This is a genomic window from Buttiauxella sp. (assembly GCF_035271705.1).
Taxonomy (GTDB): domain Bacteria; phylum Pseudomonadota; class Gammaproteobacteria; order Enterobacterales; family Enterobacteriaceae; genus Buttiauxella.
Genome location: NZ_DATERI010000055.1, coordinates 1 through 16,837 on the forward strand (window position 1 = coordinate 1; position 16,837 = coordinate 16,837).

Annotated in this window: 17 protein-coding genes, 1 pseudogene and 1 riboswitch; of the genes and pseudogenes, 11 read left to right on the top strand and 7 right to left on the bottom strand. The window is 51.4% G+C overall.

What is annotated here, in order from left to right; all coding sequences use genetic code 11:
• Positions 1-307: 307 nt before the first annotated feature.
• Together purH and purD are read left to right on the top strand one after the other, a co-directional pair.
• Positions 308-1,897 (top strand): bifunctional phosphoribosylaminoimidazolecarboxamide formyltransferase/IMP cyclohydrolase, encoded by a 1,590-nt coding sequence (purH, locus tag VJY99_RS04775; RefSeq protein ID WP_324116814.1) that lies wholly within the window; start codon positions 308-310, stop codon positions 1,895-1,897.
• A 17-nt stretch (positions 1,898-1,914) separates the two neighbouring features.
• Positions 1,915-3,207, top strand: coding sequence for a phosphoribosylamine--glycine ligase (gene purD / locus VJY99_RS04780; RefSeq protein WP_324116816.1), 1,293 nt, complete (start codon positions 1,915-1,917; stop codon positions 3,205-3,207).
• A 41-nt stretch (positions 3,208-3,248) separates the two neighbouring features.
• Here purD and VJY99_RS04785 read toward each other — a convergent pair whose 3' ends face one another.
• The 6 genes from VJY99_RS04785 to nudC form a co-directional block, all read right to left on the bottom strand.
• Positions 3,249-3,950, bottom strand: a complete 702-nt coding sequence (locus tag VJY99_RS04785; protein WP_324116819.1) for a DUF1481 domain-containing protein — start codon at positions 3,948-3,950, stop codon at positions 3,249-3,251.
• Between the two features lie 14 nt (positions 3,951-3,964).
• Complete coding sequence (gene hupA, locus VJY99_RS04790) at positions 3,965-4,237, bottom strand: nucleoid-associated protein HU-alpha (RefSeq protein WP_032615913.1); 273 nt, start codon at positions 4,235-4,237, stop codon at positions 3,965-3,967.
• Positions 4,238-4,423: 186 nt separating this feature from the next.
• A complete protein-coding gene (locus tag VJY99_RS04795; RefSeq protein ID WP_324116827.1) occupies positions 4,424-5,014 on the bottom strand; it encodes a YjaG family protein in 591 nt (196 codons plus the stop codon).
• 43 nt (positions 5,015-5,057) lie between these two features.
• Positions 5,058-5,729 (bottom strand): deoxyribonuclease V, encoded by a 672-nt coding sequence (nfi, locus tag VJY99_RS04800; protein WP_324116829.1) that lies wholly within the window; start codon positions 5,727-5,729, stop codon positions 5,058-5,060.
• Between the two features lie 30 nt (positions 5,730-5,759).
• Positions 5,760-6,824, bottom strand: coding sequence for a uroporphyrinogen decarboxylase (gene hemE, locus VJY99_RS04805; protein ID WP_324116831.1), 1,065 nt, complete (start codon positions 6,822-6,824; stop codon positions 5,760-5,762).
• A 34-nt stretch (positions 6,825-6,858) separates the two neighbouring features.
• Entirely contained in the window at positions 6,859-7,632 is a 774-nt protein-coding gene (gene nudC, locus VJY99_RS04810) for an NAD(+) diphosphatase (protein WP_324116833.1), read from the bottom strand.
• Positions 7,633-7,784: 152 nt separating this feature from the next.
• On the opposite strand from nudC, the gene rsd reads away from it, so the two are divergent.
• The 9 genes from rsd to VJY99_RS04855 all read left to right on the top strand — a co-directional run bounded on the left by rsd (position 7,785) and on the right by VJY99_RS04855 (position 14,746).
• Complete coding sequence (gene rsd / locus VJY99_RS04815; RefSeq protein WP_324116835.1) at positions 7,785-8,288, top strand: sigma D regulator; 504 nt, start codon at positions 7,785-7,787, stop codon at positions 8,286-8,288.
• A gap of 94 nt (positions 8,289-8,382) precedes the next feature.
• Positions 8,383-8,492: riboswitch (TPP riboswitch) on the top strand.
• Between the two features lie 88 nt (positions 8,493-8,580).
• Complete coding sequence (gene thiC / locus VJY99_RS04820) at positions 8,581-10,479, top strand: phosphomethylpyrimidine synthase ThiC (protein ID WP_324116837.1); 1,899 nt, start codon at positions 8,581-8,583, stop codon at positions 10,477-10,479.
• Complete coding sequence (gene thiE, locus VJY99_RS04825; RefSeq protein ID WP_324116838.1) at positions 10,479-11,114, top strand: thiamine phosphate synthase; 636 nt, start codon at positions 10,479-10,481, stop codon at positions 11,112-11,114. Before thiC ends, thiE begins: the two co-directional genes overlap by 1 nt.
• Complete coding sequence (locus tag VJY99_RS04830) at positions 11,107-11,862, top strand: HesA/MoeB/ThiF family protein (RefSeq protein ID WP_324116840.1); 756 nt, start codon at positions 11,107-11,109, stop codon at positions 11,860-11,862. Before thiE ends, VJY99_RS04830 begins: the two co-directional genes overlap by 8 nt.
• On the top strand, positions 11,846-12,046 hold the full coding sequence (gene thiS, locus VJY99_RS04835) for a sulfur carrier protein ThiS (protein ID WP_324116842.1): 201 nt from the start codon (positions 11,846-11,848) through the stop codon (positions 12,044-12,046). Before VJY99_RS04830 ends, thiS begins: the two co-directional genes overlap by 17 nt.
• A 1-nt stretch (position 12,047) precedes the next feature.
• The gene (thiG, locus tag VJY99_RS04840; RefSeq protein WP_324116844.1) at positions 12,048-12,827 is read left to right on the top strand and encodes a thiazole synthase; all 780 of its coding nucleotides are present in this window, start codon (positions 12,048-12,050) and stop codon (positions 12,825-12,827) included.
• The gene (thiH, locus tag VJY99_RS04845; protein WP_324116846.1) at positions 12,827-13,957 is read left to right on the top strand and encodes a 2-iminoacetate synthase ThiH; all 1,131 of its coding nucleotides are present in this window, start codon (positions 12,827-12,829) and stop codon (positions 13,955-13,957) included. Before thiG ends, thiH begins: the two co-directional genes overlap by 1 nt.
• A gap of 159 nt (positions 13,958-14,116) precedes the next feature.
• A complete protein-coding gene (locus VJY99_RS04850; RefSeq protein WP_034461506.1) occupies positions 14,117-14,425 on the top strand; it encodes a PTS sugar transporter subunit IIB in 309 nt (102 codons plus the stop codon).
• A 3-nt stretch (positions 14,426-14,428) separates the two neighbouring features.
• A complete protein-coding gene (locus VJY99_RS04855; RefSeq protein WP_324116849.1) occupies positions 14,429-14,746 on the top strand; it encodes a PTS lactose/cellobiose transporter subunit IIA in 318 nt (105 codons plus the stop codon).
• A 69-nt stretch (positions 14,747-14,815) separates the two neighbouring features.
• On the opposite strand, the pseudogene VJY99_RS04860 reads toward VJY99_RS04855, so the two are convergent.
• Positions 14,816-16,837: pseudogene (locus VJY99_RS04860) on the bottom strand (DNA-directed RNA polymerase subunit beta'); the annotation flags it as partial.

The following is a 16,837-nucleotide window of genomic DNA, read 5'->3' on the forward strand; positions in this document are numbered from 1 at the left end:
TCACATGTTCCGTGTCGATGGAGGCGCATTATAGGGAGTTCTGCCGAGGCTGCAACCCCAGATTTGCACAAATTTGACTGACTGCTGCAATCCCCAGCAAAACCCCGCCTTATACGCAGTTGTACACAAAGTTATCCACAATAGTGATAAGAACCCAAATTTTGCGAGCGCGACGCAAACGTTTTCGCTACAATGCACCCGCATTAAAAGGACGCCCCGTTTTGGGGCGTTAGCTGAGTTTTAGGGGAAATAACTAAAATTCAGCTAACGCTCTTCTATATGCGAACCAAAGCTAAGGGATCAAACCATGCAACAACGTCGTCCTGTACGCCGCGCTCTGCTCAGTGTTTCTGACAAAGCCGGTATCGTCGAATTCGCCCAGGCGCTATCCCAACGTGGTGTAGCGTTGCTTTCTACAGGCGGAACCGCTCGTCTGCTGGCTGATGCTGGCCTGCCGGTAACCGAAGTCTCTGACTACACCGGTTTCCCGGAGATGATGGATGGACGCGTCAAAACCCTGCATCCAAAAGTCCACGGCGGCATTCTGGGTCGTCGCGGCCAAGATGATGCCATCATGGAACAACACGCCATCTCTCCAATTGATATGGTTGTCGTCAATCTCTATCCATTTGCTCAGACTGTTGCCCGTGAAGGCTGCTCTCTGGAAGATGCGGTAGAGAATATTGATATCGGCGGCCCGACCATGGTGCGCTCCGCTGCGAAGAACCATAAAGATGTGGCAATCGTAGTAAAGAGTAGCGACTACCAGGCGATTATCGCCGAGCTGGATAGTAATGAAGGCTCCCTCACTTTAGAGACCCGTTTCGATCTGGCGATTAAAGCTTTCGAGCACACCGCCGCTTACGACAGCATGATCGCCAACTACTTTGGTAGCCTGGTTCCTGCTTATCATGGTGAGAGCAAAGAGCCTTCCGGTCGTTTCCCTCGCACGCTAAACCTGAACTTCATTAAGAAGCAGGATATGCGTTACGGTGAAAACAGCCACCAGCAAGCAGCCTTCTATATAGAAGAAGAAATTAAAGAAGCATCCGTCGCTACCGCAACTCAAGTTCAGGGCAAAGCGCTTTCTTATAACAACATTGCTGATACCGATGCAGCGCTGGAATGTGTAAAAGAGTTTAGCGAGCCTGCCTGCGTTATCGTGAAGCATGCTAACCCTTGCGGTGTAGCTGTCAGCGATTCCTTATTAGATGCTTACGATCGCGCTTACAAAACCGACCCAACTTCCGCATTCGGCGGCATCATCGCGTTTAACCGTGAACTGGATGCCGAAACAGCTCAGGCCATTATCTCCCGCCAGTTTGTAGAAGTGATTATTGCCCCTTCAGCAAGTGAAGAAGCTCTGAAGATTACCGCTGCGAAACAAAACGTTCGCGTACTGACTTGCGGCCAGTGGCAACAGCGCGTTTCAGGTCTGGATTTCAAACGTGTAAATGGCGGCCTGTTGGTACAAGACCGCGACCTGGGGATGGTAACCGCATCCGACCTGCGCGTAGTCAGCAAGCGTCAACCTTCCGAGCAAGAACTGCGTGATGCGCTGTTCTGCTGGAAAGTCGCGAAGTTCGTCAAGTCCAATGCTATCGTCTATGCCCGTGAGAATATGACTATTGGTATAGGTGCCGGTCAGATGAGCCGCGTTTACTCCGCAAAAATTGCCGGTATTAAAGCAAGCGATGAAGGCCTGGAAGTGAAAGGCTCCGCGATGGCATCCGATGCGTTCTTCCCGTTCCGCGATGGTATCGATGCCGCAGCAGCAGTTGGCGTGAGTTGTGTAATCCAGCCTGGTGGTTCAATCCGCGATGACGAAGTGATCGCCGCGGCTGACGAACATGGGATCGCAATGATCTTTACTGACATGCGCCACTTCCGCCATTAATTCTGGAGCGTCTATAAATGAAAGTATTAGTGATTGGTAATGGCGGGCGCGAACACGCGCTGGCCTGGAAAGCGTCGCAGTCACCATTAGTACGCACTGTATTTGTCGCACCAGGCAATGCCGGTACAGCGCTGGAACCCGCTTTGCAGAACGTGGCGATTAACCCAACTGATATCCCAGCCCTGTTAAGCTTTGCGCAAAATGAAAAAATCGATCTGACGATTGTTGGCCCAGAAGCACCACTGGTGATTGGCGTAGTGGATGCGTTCCGCGCGGCAGGTCTGAAAATCTTTGGCCCAACTCAGGGTGCTGCACAATTAGAAGGCTCTAAAGCCTTCACTAAGGATTTCCTGGCTCGCCATAAAATCCCGACCGGTGAGTACCAAAACTTCACCGAAGTTGAGCCTGCGCTAGCTTACGTGCGCGAAAAAGGCGCACCGATTGTGATTAAGGCCGATGGCCTGGCCGCAGGTAAAGGCGTGATTGTTGCGATGACGCTTGAAGAAGCGGAAGCCGCAGTAAACGATATGCTGGCGGGTAACGCCTTTGGCGACGCCGGTCATCGCATCGTGGTGGAAGAGTTTCTTGATGGCGAAGAAGCTAGCTTCATCGTCATGGTCGACGGTGAGAATGTGTTGCCAATGGCCACCAGCCAGGACCATAAACGTGTTGGGGATGGCGATAGCGGCCCGAACACGGGTGGAATGGGTGCGTACTCTCCTGCTCCCGTTGTCACTGATGAAGTCCACCAGCGCGCAATGGATTTGGTTATCTGGCCAACCGTGCGCGGTATGGCGGCAGAAGGGAATACTTACACGGGTTTCCTGTATGCCGGGTTGATGATCGATAAGCAAGGCAATCCAAAAGTTATCGAATTTAACTGCCGCTTCGGTGATCCGGAAACCCAACCTATTATGTTGCGTCTGCAATCTGACCTGGTTGAAATGTGCCTCGCCGCCTGTGACGGTAAGCTCAATGAGACCACCTCAAAGTGGGACGAGCGTCCATCGCTGGGTGTAGTCATGGCGGCTGGGGGTTATCCTGCGGATTATCGTAATGGTGATGTCATTCACGGCCTACCGCTGGAAGAAGTGGCGGATGGCAAAGTGTTCCACGCCGGAACCCGTCTGCGTGAAGACGATATGGTGGTGACAAATGGCGGGCGCGTGTTATGTGTGACCGCATTAGGCGATACCGTAGCACTTGCGCAGCAGCGTGCTTATGAGCTAATGAAGGATATCCACTGGGATGGCAGTTTTAGCCGCTCAGATATTGGCTATCGCGCCATTGAGCGTGAAAACGCGAAGTAATAACCGAAGTTTTCTTAAAAACCGCCCTCGTGGCGGTTTTTTTATCTGAATGTCGCAGGCTTCGGTTGCCAACTACAGAAGTCCTGGTTCGCTACCAGTAACAGCTGTGAACCTTCAGGAGCTTCCAGCCAGGCGATACCGACATCCATCGATGAGTGTTGTTGTCGATTCGCAATATGGCTTAGCGCCACGCTGTCGAGTTTAGGTTCGAAAGTCTCGCCTTCGCAGGTCGTCACTGTACCATTGTTGTGCCAACGCCCTTGTCGCAAAACAACACGCCCAATACGCAATGCTTCGCTTGTGGCTTTCATCTGGCTCGCCTGATATTGATACAAGGCGATTTGGTCATTGGAGAGTTGCTGTTTTTGACCGCCTACTTCGCGTTGCATAAAGCTCAGTTCGCCGTAATCATCAAAACGCACTTTGATGTGCTCTGACGATTCACTCAAAATTGTCATTTCAATAGAAATGAGTTGCTCACCCAGCCACCGGTAATCACTTGTGGTCGTTGCACCCGTCTGCCTCGGGCTGAATGCCGTAAGCATGCGAATAGTGCCGTCATCACTGTTGTCTTTACGCCAAATGCGCACAACACCTTGATCAGCAATATAGCCGCTCGCTGTAAATGGCGGGAGAGGAGGCTTGCTGCTGCATGCCATTAACAGCAATGTGCCTGTCAGAACGGCCAGAGGACGCCAGACAAACAAAAGGGGCGAAAACGCCCCCCTGCTAAAACTGTTCACTGACACTGGTTAAATTACTTAACAGCGTCTTTCAGTGCTTTGCCTGAAACAAATGCCGGCACGTTAGCTGCGGCGATTTTGATTTCATTACCGGTCTGTGGGTTGCGGCCAGTGCGCTCAGCACGGTGGTTTACCTTGAAGGTACCGAAACCAACCAGTTGTACAGCATCACCTTCTTTCAGAGACTCAGTAATTGCAGCCAGAGTGGATTCCAGAGCCGCTTTAGCCTGTACTTTGGACAGGTCAGCCTTGTCAGCAATTACATCAATCAGTTGAGTCTTGTTCATAAGTTATCCTTACAATGTGTTTATCGCTTGCTAAGCATCGAGTGCGACGGAAATGCCAAAAAAGCACTCTCCTGCATACACGCACCGATAGCCACTATTTTTCGCCCCACAAATGTAGACCAGACGGGGGGCTAATTGGAAGCCTTCAAGGGTGACAATTCGGACAGTAAGTCACGTTTTACTGTCTTACTGCTGAAAAATTATACCAATATTGCTGCTGCCCGCCTCGCGCAAGTCCGCACGGAGCCCTTTGATCAACTCAATGTCGCGTTCTTCACAGTCCGCCAACAGTCGAAAAATCTCCCACTGAATATCCCATTCTTCTTCAACAGCAGGGTTTTCTCTTAGCTCTTCATCGGTCATTTCGCGGCCAGCTTGAGTCATTTCTAACATGGCAACTGTCGTAATGGATGCCATGCTGACTTCAATAGCATGCTCCAGAGTTTCCCCTGAAAGACGTGAATGAAGTAATTCGCTCAATGCAACGCAAGCATCGATAGCTGGGTAGACGCCGTAAATATCGTAGTCGTCAGCAGCAGGGATGCCTTCTTCGAATTTCTCGAGTTGGCTATCAAAGTTAACTTTGGCATCTTTGACCGTCAATGTTTCCCAAATCAAATCGAGAATACGGCGATACAGTTGAGGATCACCAAATTCAGTCTGCTGGCAGAACATGGCGTAATTCGGGTACATACGTTCGCATAGAGAAGCCATGAAAGTGACATGCTGCCAGCTTTCCAGTTTCTCCATGCGCAGATGGATTGGGTTTTGTAACATAGCGATGTCTCAAAGACGGAATATTAGTGGCAGTTTACCTTAATCACCCTTGAATTGCTTGCCACCGAGTGAAAGCCGGACGACCCGAAGCCACGGCATCTGCCCAGCGAGTCGGTTCCGGTAAACGGTAGCCTCTCAGACAGCGATTGACCCATAGCAATGCGCTATCCAGACTCACACGATGACCTGTCGAGATAAATAACGGGTTACAGCGCTTCTTGCTACGTAGCACCGAAGCAAGAGGTTCACCTTTATCAATCAGCAATTGGCAGGCACCGGGTTCTTCAGACAAAGGGTCAAATCGCCCACACAGCCGTTTTTTGGCAACGCCAATCGTTGGTACGTCCACCAGCAAGCCAAAATGACTGGCAACACCCAGACGACGTGGATGCGAAATACCGTGGCCGTCTACGAACAACAAATCAGGTTTTTGCGACAACAATTCCCATGCAGCTAACAGCGCGGGATATTCGCGAAAGGAAAGAAACCCGGGGATATAAGGCATGGTAGTGGCGACACGTGCCACCTGATATTCAACTAATTCGAGGGAAGGATACGCCAGCAATACGATGGCGGCACGCGTAACGTCGCCACCCTGCTCAAAACCCACGTCAGCCCCGGCGATTAACCGGGGAGGATTTTGATCAAAGCGATCCTCGCGGCAGACCTGCGAAGCCAATTCGATCTGCTGTTCACGTAGACTGGCCAGATCCATTCCCTCTCCCGTTCTTTACTGAAAATACGGCTATTGGTGATACGGTTTCGATAAACGATGTACCGCTTCCACAAACGCACCCGCATGTTCTGGCGGAACATCCTGGTGAATACCATGGCCGAGGTTAAATACGTGGCCTTCCCCTTTGCCAAATCCGGCCAGAATGGTTGCCACTTCTTCTTCGATGCGCGCAGGCTGTGCATATAACATAGACGGGTCCATATTGCCCTGGAGTGCAACTTTATGGCCCACACGACGGCGAGCGTCGGCAATGTCGGTTGTCCAGTCTAGTCCCAGCGCATCACAACCCGTTTCAGCCATTGCTTCCAGCCACTGCCCACCACCTTTGGTAAACATGGTCACCGGGACACGACGGCCTTCATTTTCACGCAGCAGGCCATCGATAATTTTATGCATGTAGTAGAGCGAGAATTGCTGATAATCACGCCCGGTCAGCACACCGCCCCAGGTATCAAAAATCATGACCGATTGCGCGCCCGCTTTGATTTGTGCATTCAGATATAGCGTGACGCTTTGCGCCAGCTTATCGAGCAACAGATGCAGCGCTTGAGGATCGGCATACATCATCTTTTTGATAACAGTAAACGCTTTGCTACTGCCACCTTCGACCATGTAAGTCGCCAGCGTCCACGGGCTGCCGGTAAAACCAATCAGCGGCACTTCGCCTTTTAATTCACGGCGAATGGTGCGCACCGCATTCATCACATAACCCAGTTCATCTTCCGGATCAGGAATTGGCAGCTTTTCTACATCGGCACGGCTGGTAATCGGCGAGCGAAAACGTGGGCCCTCACCGGCTTCAAAATAAAGACCCAGGCCCATCGCGTCTGGAACGGTAAGAATGTCGGAGAAGAGAATCGCCGCATCCAGCGGGTAGCGGCGCAGCGGTTGCAGAGTCACCTCGCAAGCCAACTCCGCATTCTTGCACAGTGACATAAAATCACCGGCCTGCGCACGCGTCGCTTTGTATTCTGGCAAGTAACGACCTGCCTGCCTCATCATCCATACTGGCGTGGTATCTACAGGTTGGCGTTGTAGCGCCCGCAGGTAACGGTCGTTCTTCAGTTCAGTCATTTTTAATATCCTTTGGCTGTATCACGCCAGTTTATCATTCATACTCTGCTCGACACAGGGCGACAGTGTCTTCAATCAAACGGCGCGCAACGGTGCCAGGTGGCGGCAATAACGGCAATTGGTCGTAGCGATACCAACCCGCATCGAGTAACTCTTTCGGGTCGATTTGAATCTCACCACTGTGGTATTCAGCCATGAATGCGGTCATCAGTGATTGCGGGAACGGCCAGGGCTGCGAAGTCACATAGCGCAAGTTTTTCACGCAAATACTGCTCTCTTCCATGACTTCCCGTGCCACCGCTTGTTCGAGGGTTTCCCCTACTTCGACAAACCCCGCCAGTACGGTGTAAATCCCGTTGCGATGGCGCGTATGTTGGGCAAGCAGGATATGGTCGTCACGGCGAATCGCCACAATGATGCACGGTGAGATTTGTGGGTAGTAACGTTCGCGGCAGTGGCCACACAACATCGCCCATTCGGTTTTGCTGACGTGCATTTCATGCCCGCAGTAACCGCAGAATTTGTGCGAGCGATAAAACTCAGCTAATTGCACACCGCGACCGGCAAGCTGGAACAAACCCACATCCTGGTCGATGACCTGGCGCACGGAGCCCATATCCACTCGGCGATTTTGTCGCACAAGCCATACCGGTTCATTTTCCCAGTCGCCGATAGGCATCCCCACGGCGCCATCGAGTTGAAAATCTTGTGCCACTCCGTGAGGCAGCTCACCTTTTGGCAACCACAATTTTTGCTCATGACTGACGATAAACCAGCCATGATCTAACTTTTGAATTACACGTTCCATAACCTGGTGCACATCCCCGAGTTCGCTGGTATAAACAAATGGTCACTACAATTTTGGTAAGTTTGCATTACATTTTACTCTCAACCTTCCGAGTCGCAGGACTGATGCCTGTATTTCGAAGTATGACGAGTATATAACTCACGGAGTCAATCATGCTTAACCAGTTAGAGAGTCTGACTGAGCGCGTTGGTGGTAGTAATGAGTTAATCGACCAATGGCTCCATGCCCGCAAACATTTATTGGTGGCTTATTACAATATGGTTGGGATCAAACCTAACAAGGAATCCCATACTGCGCTCGATGAAAAGGCTCTGGATAATTTTTGCCACAACCTGGTGGATTATCTTTCATCCGGCCATTTCAATATTTATGAACGTATTATCAGTGAAATGGAAGGCAGTAGCCCACATTTAGCCGCTACTCACCTTTACTCACAGCTTGAAGCCAACACCCAGAAAATCATGAATTTCTACGATTCGCATCTAGAAAGTGCAATCGATGATGACAACTATATTGAGTTCCAGAACGCGTTATCCGGTATCGGTGAAGCGCTGGAGTCACGTTTTTCACTGGAAGATAAACTCATTTTGTTGGCGTACGACCACGATTTAAATGACAGCGCTCGTGATACTGATGGCATTGCACGCCCCGCTTGAGTTCTGCGCTGTTAACGAGTAGGTTACATCTTTCCTGAATCATTCAGGTCTCAGCCAGGCAACTCTTGCCGCTGGGGCCTGAAAGATGCAGGAGATCTTCTTGTCGGAGTGCCGAGTGCGTAAGCACCGGCTGAGACCGTTAATTCGGGATCCGCGGAACCTGATCAGGCTAATACCTGCGAAGGGAACAAGAGTAATTCTGCTTTTGGGTTCACCCGTGCGCGGGCGGCTCACATTCATTACTCCTCCGTTGTTCTGACAAGCCACTTCCTGATAACAACTGGAATGAGCTATGTCTACTACTGAAAAAAAACCAAACCGCCGCGAGCAGCGCGCCGCAGCCCAGCATTTTATCAATACCCTGGAAGGCACCGCTTTCCCCAACTCTCAGCGTATTTATCTCACCGGCTCTCGCGAGGATATCCGCGTGCCAATGCGCGAAATCCAATTGAGCCCAACCGCCACCGGTAGCAAAGACAATCCACAATTTACACCTAACGACGCCATCCCCGTTTATGACACCTCTGGTGCCTATGGCGATCCGGCTGTCAGAATTGACGTACTGCGCGGGCTTTCCCCCCTCCGCGCCAACTGGATTGCCGAGCGTGATGACTGCAAAACCCTCGCTGACCGCAGTTCTGCCTACACCAAAGAACGCCTTGACGATGATGGCCTGGATGAATTGCGTTTTGAAACACAACTCACACCTAAGCGCGCCAGGATGGGGAAAACGGTCACGCAACTGCACTACGCACGTAAAGGGATAGTGACGCCAGAAATGGAGTTCATTGCGATCCGTGAAAATATGGGACGCGAGAGAATCCGTGATGAAGTGTTACGCCACCAGCATGCGGGGCAAAGTTTCGGCGCTCGCTTGCCTGAGAATATCACCGCTGAATTTGTGCGTGACGAAGTCGCGGCGGGACGCGCGATTATCCCCGCCAACATTAACCATCCGGAATCCGAACCGATGATTATCGGGCGTAATTTCCTCGTCAAAGTAAACGCCAATATCGGTAACTCGGCGGTCACTTCCTCCATTGAAGAAGAAGTAGAAAAACTGGTCTGGTCAACGCGCTGGGGTGCAGACACGGTAATGGACCTTTCCACGGGGCGCTATATCCACGAAACCCGCGAATGGATTTTGCGTAACAGCCCAGTGCCGATTGGCACAGTACCCATCTATCAGGCACTGGAAAAAGTAAACGGTATCGCCGAAGACCTGACCTGGGAAATGTTCCGCGACACACTGCTGGAACAAGCCGAGCAAGGTGTAGACTACTTCACCATTCATGCCGGCGTGTTACTGCGTTATGTGCCGATGACCGCGAAACGCCTCACCGGAATTGTCTCGCGCGGTGGCTCAATTATGGCGAAATGGTGCCTGTCGCATCATCAGGAAAACTTCCTCTACGAACATTTCCGCGAAATATGTGAAATCTGCGCGGCCTACGACGTTTCACTCTCTTTAGGCGATGGCCTACGCCCTGGTTCCATTCAGGATGCTAACGATGAAGCGCAATTCTCTGAACTGCATACGCTGGGTGAGTTGACCAAAATTGCCTGGGAATACGACGTACAAGTGATGATCGAAGGCCCGGGACATGTGCCGATGCAGATGATTCGTCGCAATATGACTGAAGAACTTGAGCACTGCCACGAAGCACCGTTTTATACCCTCGGCCCGCTCACTACCGATATCGCACCGGGTTACGACCATTTCACTTCGGGAATTGGCGCGGCAATGATCGGCTGGTTTGGCTGCGCAATGCTCTGTTACGTCACGCCAAAAGAGCACCTCGGCCTGCCAAATAAAGAAGATGTGAAACAGGGGCTGATTACCTACAAAATTGCGGCTCATGCCGCAGACCTGGCTAAGGGCCACCCTGGTGCACAAATCCGCGATAACGCCATGTCAAAAGCGCGCTTCGAGTTCCGTTGGGAAGATCAATTTAACCTGGCGCTCGACCCCTTCACTGCTCGTGCCTATCACGATGAAACGCTGCCGCAGGAATCCGGCAAAGTCGCGCATTTCTGCTCGATGTGCGGGCCAAAATTCTGCTCAATGAAAATCTCTCAAGAAGTCCGCGATTTCGCCGCCAAACAAGCCATTGAAGTCGGCATGGAAGAGTTGTCGCAGTCGTTCCGCGCGAAAGGTGGCGAAATTTACCTGCGCCAGGAGGAAGTGTAATGAACCAGCCCGCATTTCCCCCTGTTCCGCAACGTCTGGGTTTGTATCCGGTGGTTGATAGCGTTGAATGGGTTCACCGCTTGCTGGATGCTGGCGTGCGCACGATTCAACTGCGCATCAAAGACAAACGTGATGAAGAGGTCGAAGCTGACATATCCGCTGTCATCACTCTTGGCAGGCGATATGAAGCACGTCTGTTTATCAATGATTACTGGAAGCTTGCGATAAAACACCGCGCTTACGGCGTGCATTTGGGCCAGGAAGATATGAATGTAGCAAATCTGGATGCCATCCGCGATGCGGGTTTACGCCTCGGACTTTCTACGCATGACAAAATGGAAATGGAGCACGCCCTCGGGGCGCGCCCTTCTTACATCGCATTGGGCCATGTCTTTCCCACCAATACCAAACTGATGCCATCTTCCCCGCAGGGACTCACACAGCTTGCGAAACACATCAAAACACTAGGCGATTACCCCACCGTAGCCATTGGTGGGATTAGCATTGAACGCGTTCCTTCAGTGCTCGCAACAGGTGTGGGAAGTGTTGCCGTGGTTAGTGCAATTACTCAGGCTCCTGACTGGCGAGCGGCTACCGCACAGTTACTGTCATTGGTGGGGGTTGGCGATGAATGATACTGATTTCATGCGTTACAGCCGCCAGTTACTGCTTGAAGACATCGCACTCGAAGGGCAGAAAAAGCTACTCGCCAGCAAAGTGTTAATTGTCGGACTCGGTGGATTAGGCTCCCCAGTGGCGTTGTATCTGGCTGCAGCAGGTGTCGGCAGACTGATTCTTGCTGACGATGACATTGTGCATCTCAGCAATTTACAACGTCAGATTCTGTTTACCTCGCATGATCTCGACCAGTCTAAGTCGCGGGCTGCCCAGCGCCACCTTCAGCAACTCAATCCTGAAATTAACCTGCAAATTATCAGTGAACGTCTTGAGGGAAATTTGCTGGTTAACACCGTGAGCCGCGTCGATCTGGTACTCGATTGTAGCGACAATATGGCGACGCGCCAGGCAGTCAACGCCGCCTGCGTCGCACATGGAAAACCGCTGATTTCCGCCAGCGCGGTAGGATTTGGCGGGCAACTCATGGTCCTTACGCCCCCCTGGGACAACGGTTGTTATCGTTGTGTTTGGCCCGATGAACACGAACCAGAACGTAATTGCCGAACAGCAGGGATTATTGGCCCAGTAGTCGGCGTGATGGGAACTTTGCAGGCACTTGAGGCAATAAAAGTGCTTAGCGGGATGGCTCCAGCTACCGGTGTTTTACGTCTGTTTGATGCCCGCCAACATAGCTGGCGTTCCCTCACCATGCAAAAGGCCAAAGAATGCCCGGTCTGCGGAGGGCAAAATGCACATTCAGTTTAACGATGAACCCATGGAATGCCCGGATAACCTGACGCTGGCAAATCTGCTCACGCAACTGTGCCTGATGAAGCCTGGGATAGCACTTGCTCTCAACCACACCATTGTTCCTCGCGAGCAATGGGAAGCGCATTTACTGAATGATGGCGACCATATCTTACTTTTTCAGGCCATTGCTGGGGGTTAACTTGCTAAAAATTGCCGATAAAACTTTCTCGTCGCGCCTGTTTACTGGCACGGGAAAATTCGCCTCACCGCAGGTCATGGTCGACGCAATTCGCGCCTCGGGTTCTCAATTAGTCACCATGGCGATGAAACGCGTCGATTTACGTAATCATAACGATGCGATTCTCGCTCCTCTTCTCGAGGCTGACGTGCAACTGCTGCCGAATACCTCTGGAGCAAAAAACGCTGAAGAAGCTATTTTTTCCGCGCAACTGGCGCGTGAAGCGTTAGGTACTCACTGGGTAAAACTGGAAATTCATCCGGATGCTCGCTATCTCCTACCTGACCCGATTGAAACACTAAAAGCAGCAGAGAAACTCGTAAAATTAGGCTTTGTTGTTTTGCCTTATTGCGGTGCCGATCCGGTTTTGTGCAAACGACTTGAAGAAGCAGGATGCGCCGCAGTCATGCCACTCGGTGCACCCATTGGCTCTAATCAGGGCTTACAGACCCGCGCTTTTTTGGAAATTATTATCGACCAGGCCCAAGTGCCCGTGGTGGTTGATGCGGGAATCGGTGCGCCGAGCCATGCAGCACAAGCACTGGAAATGGGCGCTAGTGCTGTGCTGGTTAACACAGCCATTGCGGTGGCGCGTAGTCCGGTGCAGATGGCGCAGGCATTCCGACTAGCGGTTGAAGCGGGAACACTAGCGTTTCAGTCAGGCTTAGGCGCTCGCCACCAGCAGGCTCAAGCATCCAGCCCATTAACACAGTTCCTGCAATTCAGTCAGGAGGGCGAGTAATGGCCCGAACCTTCACTGACCGCTGGCGCGAACTGGACTGGGATGACATCACTTTGCGCATCAACAGCAAGACAGCACTTGATGTAGAGCGAGCGTTGAGCAGTCACAAAATAACCCGCGATGACCTTATGGCACTGCTTTCTCCCGCAGCCAGCCATTATCTCGACCCCCTCGCGCAGCAGGCCCAGCAATTAACTCGCCAACGCTTTGGCAACACCGTGAGTTTTTACGTACCGCTTTATCTCTCGAATCTATGTGCCAACGACTGCACGTACTGTGGTTTTTCGATGAGTAACAAGCTCAAACGTAAAACACTGGATGAGCAAGAGATTGAACGAGAGTGCGAGGCGATTCGCAAACTGGGCTTTGAGCATTTGCTGTTGGTGACCGGTGAGCACCAGACCAAAGTGGGAATGGACTATTTTCGTCAGCATCTTCCTGCAATTCGCCGACAGTTCAGCTCGCTACAAATGGAAGTACAACCGCTGGCAGAACAAGAGTACGTCGAACTGAAAACGCTCGGGCTGGATGGTGTCATGGTTTATCAGGAAACCTACCATCAGGTGGTATACGCCCAGCATCATCTACGCGGCAACAAACAGGATTTCTTCTGGCGCCTGGAAACACCCGATAGGCTGGGTCGTGCCGGGATAGACAAAATCGGTCTTGGTGCGTTGATTGGCCTGTCTGACAGCTGGCGTACCGACTGTTTTATGGTGGCTGAGCACTTGCTGTGGCTGCAGAAAAACTACTGGCAAAGCCGCTATTCGATTTCATTTCCGCGTTTACGTCCCTGTACAGGCGGCGTTGAGCCAGCATCAATTATGACCGAAAGCCAATTGGTGCAGGTGATATGCGCGTTTCGTCTGCTGTCGCCCGATGTGGAGCTTTCGCTTTCTACGCGCGAATCACCCTGGTTCCGTGACCATATGATTCCGCTCGCTATTAATAACGTCAGCGCATTTTCTAAAACTCAACCAGGCGGTTATGCCGATAATCATCCCGAGCTTGAACAGTTTGCGCCGCACGATGGACGAACACCAATGGAAGTCGCTGCCGCCTTAACACGTTCAGGCTTGCAGCCGGTCTGGAAGGATTGGGACAGTTTTCTGGGGAGAGCCTCGTTTTAGTGAGTCAAGATAACCTCGAGGGAAACGCGATATGTAACCGGTTTCAGCTCATACGAGTTTCTTTTGTGATACCTCACACACAATCATCGTAAAGCGGTTGTTGTACCGAGGCGTCACGGATAATTATCTGTATATCGAACGGACACTGAGAGCAGATCTATGAAGAATATCGTTTTGTGTTGTGCAGCGGGTATGTCGACTAGCATTTTGGTCCAACGTATGAAGGATGCCGCTCAGAAGAAAGGTATTGAAGTCTCTATCAAGGCAGTGCCGGTTGCCGAATTCAAAGACAATATCGACACCGCCGATATTGTGCTGCTAGGCCCGCAAGTTAAATACGAACACGCAAAACTCCAGGCGATTGCAGAACCAATGGGTAAAACCGTTGCTGTTATCGACATGATGGATTACGGCATGATGAAAGGTGATGTCGTACTGGAAAAAGCTTTGAAAATGATGGAGTCATAATACGTGGAAGATTTAGAAACGATTATCATGGAATTGTTGGTTAATGCGGGCAGCGCACGCAGCCAGGCACTGACAGCTCTGCAAATGGCACGTAAAGGTGATTTCGCAGCAGCTCAACAAGCGATGGAAGAATCTCGTGAGTTTGTGAAACATGCACACAAAATTCAGACCCAGCTTATCGGGTTAGATGAAGGCACCGGTAAACTTCCCGTTAACTTGATTACCGTGCATTCGCAAGATCACCTGATGAATGCGATGGTGATTCAGGATTTAGCCGAAGACATGATTGAACTGTACCGTCGCATGCCTTTAGTTAACTGATTTCTCATGTATTTCAGACATAAAAAAACCGCTCTTTCGAGCGGTTTTTGTTTTTAGCGATTCTAACGATTAATTGTTGTCGTTACCGCCCAGACTACCGGCATTCAGAAGCTCTGCCAGGCTGGCAGTCGCATCTTCAGCAGTAACCTGAGGGACAACAGGCGCTTCGCCCGCTGCACGACGGCGCATACGATCCTGGTGGTACGCATAACCGGTACCAGCTGGGATCAGACGACCCACAATTACGTTCTCTTTCAGGCCGCGCAGTTCGTCACGTTTACCCGCAACAGCTGCTTCAGTAAGCACACGAGTTGTCTCCTGGAACGATGCCGCGGAGATGAAGGACTCGGTTGCCAGAGAGGCTTTGGTGATACCCAGCAGATCACGTGAGAAGGTCACGTTAATCTTGCCGTTCGCTTCCAGTCCGCGGTTAGCGATCTTGACGCGAGAGTATTCAGCCTGCTCACCTTCCAGGAAGTCAGAACCACCAGCGCTAACGATAGTTGCTTTACGTAACATCTGACGCACGATGACTTCGATGTGTTTATCGTTAATCTTAACGCCTTGCAGACGATAAACTTCCTGCACTTCGTTGGTGATATAACGAGTCACAGCATACACGCCACGCAGACGCAGGATGTCATGCGGAGATTCTGGACCATCGGAAACAACGTCACCACGTTCAACACGTTCGCCTTCGAACACGTTCAACTGACGCCATTTTGGAATCATCTCTTCGTAAGCATCGCTGCCGTCGAGTGGAGAGATAACCAGACGGCGTTTGCCTTTGGTTTCTTTACCGAATGAGATGATACCGCTGATTTCAGCAAGGATCGCAGGCTCTTTCGGACGACGTGCTTCGAACAGGTCAGCAACGCGTGGCAGACCACCGGTGATGTCCTTGGTACCACTGGATTCCTGAGGAATACGCGCCAGGGCGTCACCAGAGTGAATCTGAGTACCATCTTCCAACTGAACAATCGCTTTACCTGGCAGGAAGTACTGCGCAGACATATCAGTACCAGGAATCAGTACGTCATTGCCCTGGGCATCAACAATTTTCAGTGCTGGACGCAAGTCTTTACCACCCGTGGTACGTTCTGCAGAGTCCAGAACAACCAGAGATGAAAGACCTGTCAGTTCGTCGGTCTGACGAGTAATGGACTGGCCGTCGACCATGTCAGTAAAGCGGATGAAACCACTTACTTCGGAAACGACTGGCATGGTGTGCGGATCCCAGTTTGCTACGGTCTCGCCCGCTGCAATCTGCTCGCCATCACCTTTGCCCATTACCGCACCGTAAGGAACTTTATAGCTCTCTTTAGTACGACCAAATTCGTCGATCAGTTTCAGTTCAGTGTTACGAGAAGTCACTACCAGTTTACCGGCAGAGTTCACAACAGACTTCGCGTTGCTGAGCTTGATGCTACCTTTGTTCTTAACCTGAATGCTGGATTCAGCAGCAGAACGAGATGCAGCACCACCGATGTGGAACGTACGCATCGTCAGCTGAGTACCTGGTTCACCGATGGACTGAGCCGCGATAACCCCGATAGCTTCACCTTTGTTGATGATGTGGCCACGAGCCAGGTCACGACCATAGCAGTGTGCACATACGCCAAAGTCAGTTGCGCAACCTACAACGGAACGTACTTTCACGCTATCAACAGAGTTAACTTCTAACAGGTCACACCATTGCTCATTCAGCAGGGTGTTACGAGCTACCAGGATATCTGCTGTACCAGGTTTCAGCACGTCTTCAGCCGTTACACGACCCAATACGCGATCACGCAGTGGTTCTTTAACGTCGCCGCCTTCGATAACCGGAGTCATCGTGATACCTTCGAGGGTGCCACAATCGTCTTCGGTAACAACCAGATCCTGTGCAACGTCAACCAGACGACGCGTCAGATAACCGGAGTTCGCAGTTTTCAGTGCGGTATCCGCCAGACCTTTACGAGCACCGTGCGTGGAGATGAAGTACTGGAGTACGTTCAGACCTTCACGGAAGTTCGCGGTGATTGGCGTTTCGATGATGGAGCCATCTGGCTTCGCCATCAGACCACGCATACCTGCCAGCTGACGAATCTG

Bases quoted from the DNA above. Each gene is read 5' to 3' on its own strand.
- thiE (WP_324116838.1), top strand. From the start codon at position 10,479: ATGAACCAGCCCGCATTTCCCCCTGTTCCGCAACGTCTGGGTTTGTAT.
- thiC (WP_324116837.1), top strand. From the start codon at position 8,581: ATGTCTACTACTGAAAAAAAACCAAACCGCCGCGAGCAGCGCGCCGCA.
- VJY99_RS04795 (WP_324116827.1), bottom strand. From the start codon at position 5,014: ATGTTACAAAACCCAATCCATCTGCGCATGGAGAAACTGGAAAGCTGG.
- purD (WP_324116816.1), top strand. From the start codon at position 1,915: ATGAAAGTATTAGTGATTGGTAATGGCGGGCGCGAACACGCGCTGGCC.
- thiH (WP_324116846.1), top strand. From the start codon at position 12,827: ATGGCCCGAACCTTCACTGACCGCTGGCGCGAACTGGACTGGGATGAC.
- hemE (WP_324116831.1), bottom strand. From the start codon at position 6,824: ATGACTGAACTGAAGAACGACCGTTACCTGCGGGCGCTACAACGCCAA.
- VJY99_RS04850 (WP_034461506.1), top strand. From the start codon at position 14,117: ATGAAGAATATCGTTTTGTGTTGTGCAGCGGGTATGTCGACTAGCATT.
- nfi (WP_324116829.1), bottom strand. From the start codon at position 5,729: ATGGATCTGGCCAGTCTACGTGAACAGCAGATCGAATTGGCTTCGCAG.
- hupA (WP_032615913.1), bottom strand. From the start codon at position 4,237: ATGAACAAGACTCAACTGATTGATGTAATTGCTGACAAGGCTGACCTG.
- rsd (WP_324116835.1), top strand. From the start codon at position 7,785: ATGCTTAACCAGTTAGAGAGTCTGACTGAGCGCGTTGGTGGTAGTAAT.
- purH (WP_324116814.1), top strand. From the start codon at position 308: ATGCAACAACGTCGTCCTGTACGCCGCGCTCTGCTCAGTGTTTCTGAC.
- VJY99_RS04830 (WP_324116840.1), top strand. From the start codon at position 11,107: ATGAATGATACTGATTTCATGCGTTACAGCCGCCAGTTACTGCTTGAA.
- thiS (WP_324116842.1), top strand. From the start codon at position 11,846: ATGCACATTCAGTTTAACGATGAACCCATGGAATGCCCGGATAACCTG.
- nudC (WP_324116833.1), bottom strand. From the start codon at position 7,632: ATGGAACGTGTAATTCAAAAGTTAGATCATGGCTGGTTTATCGTCAGT.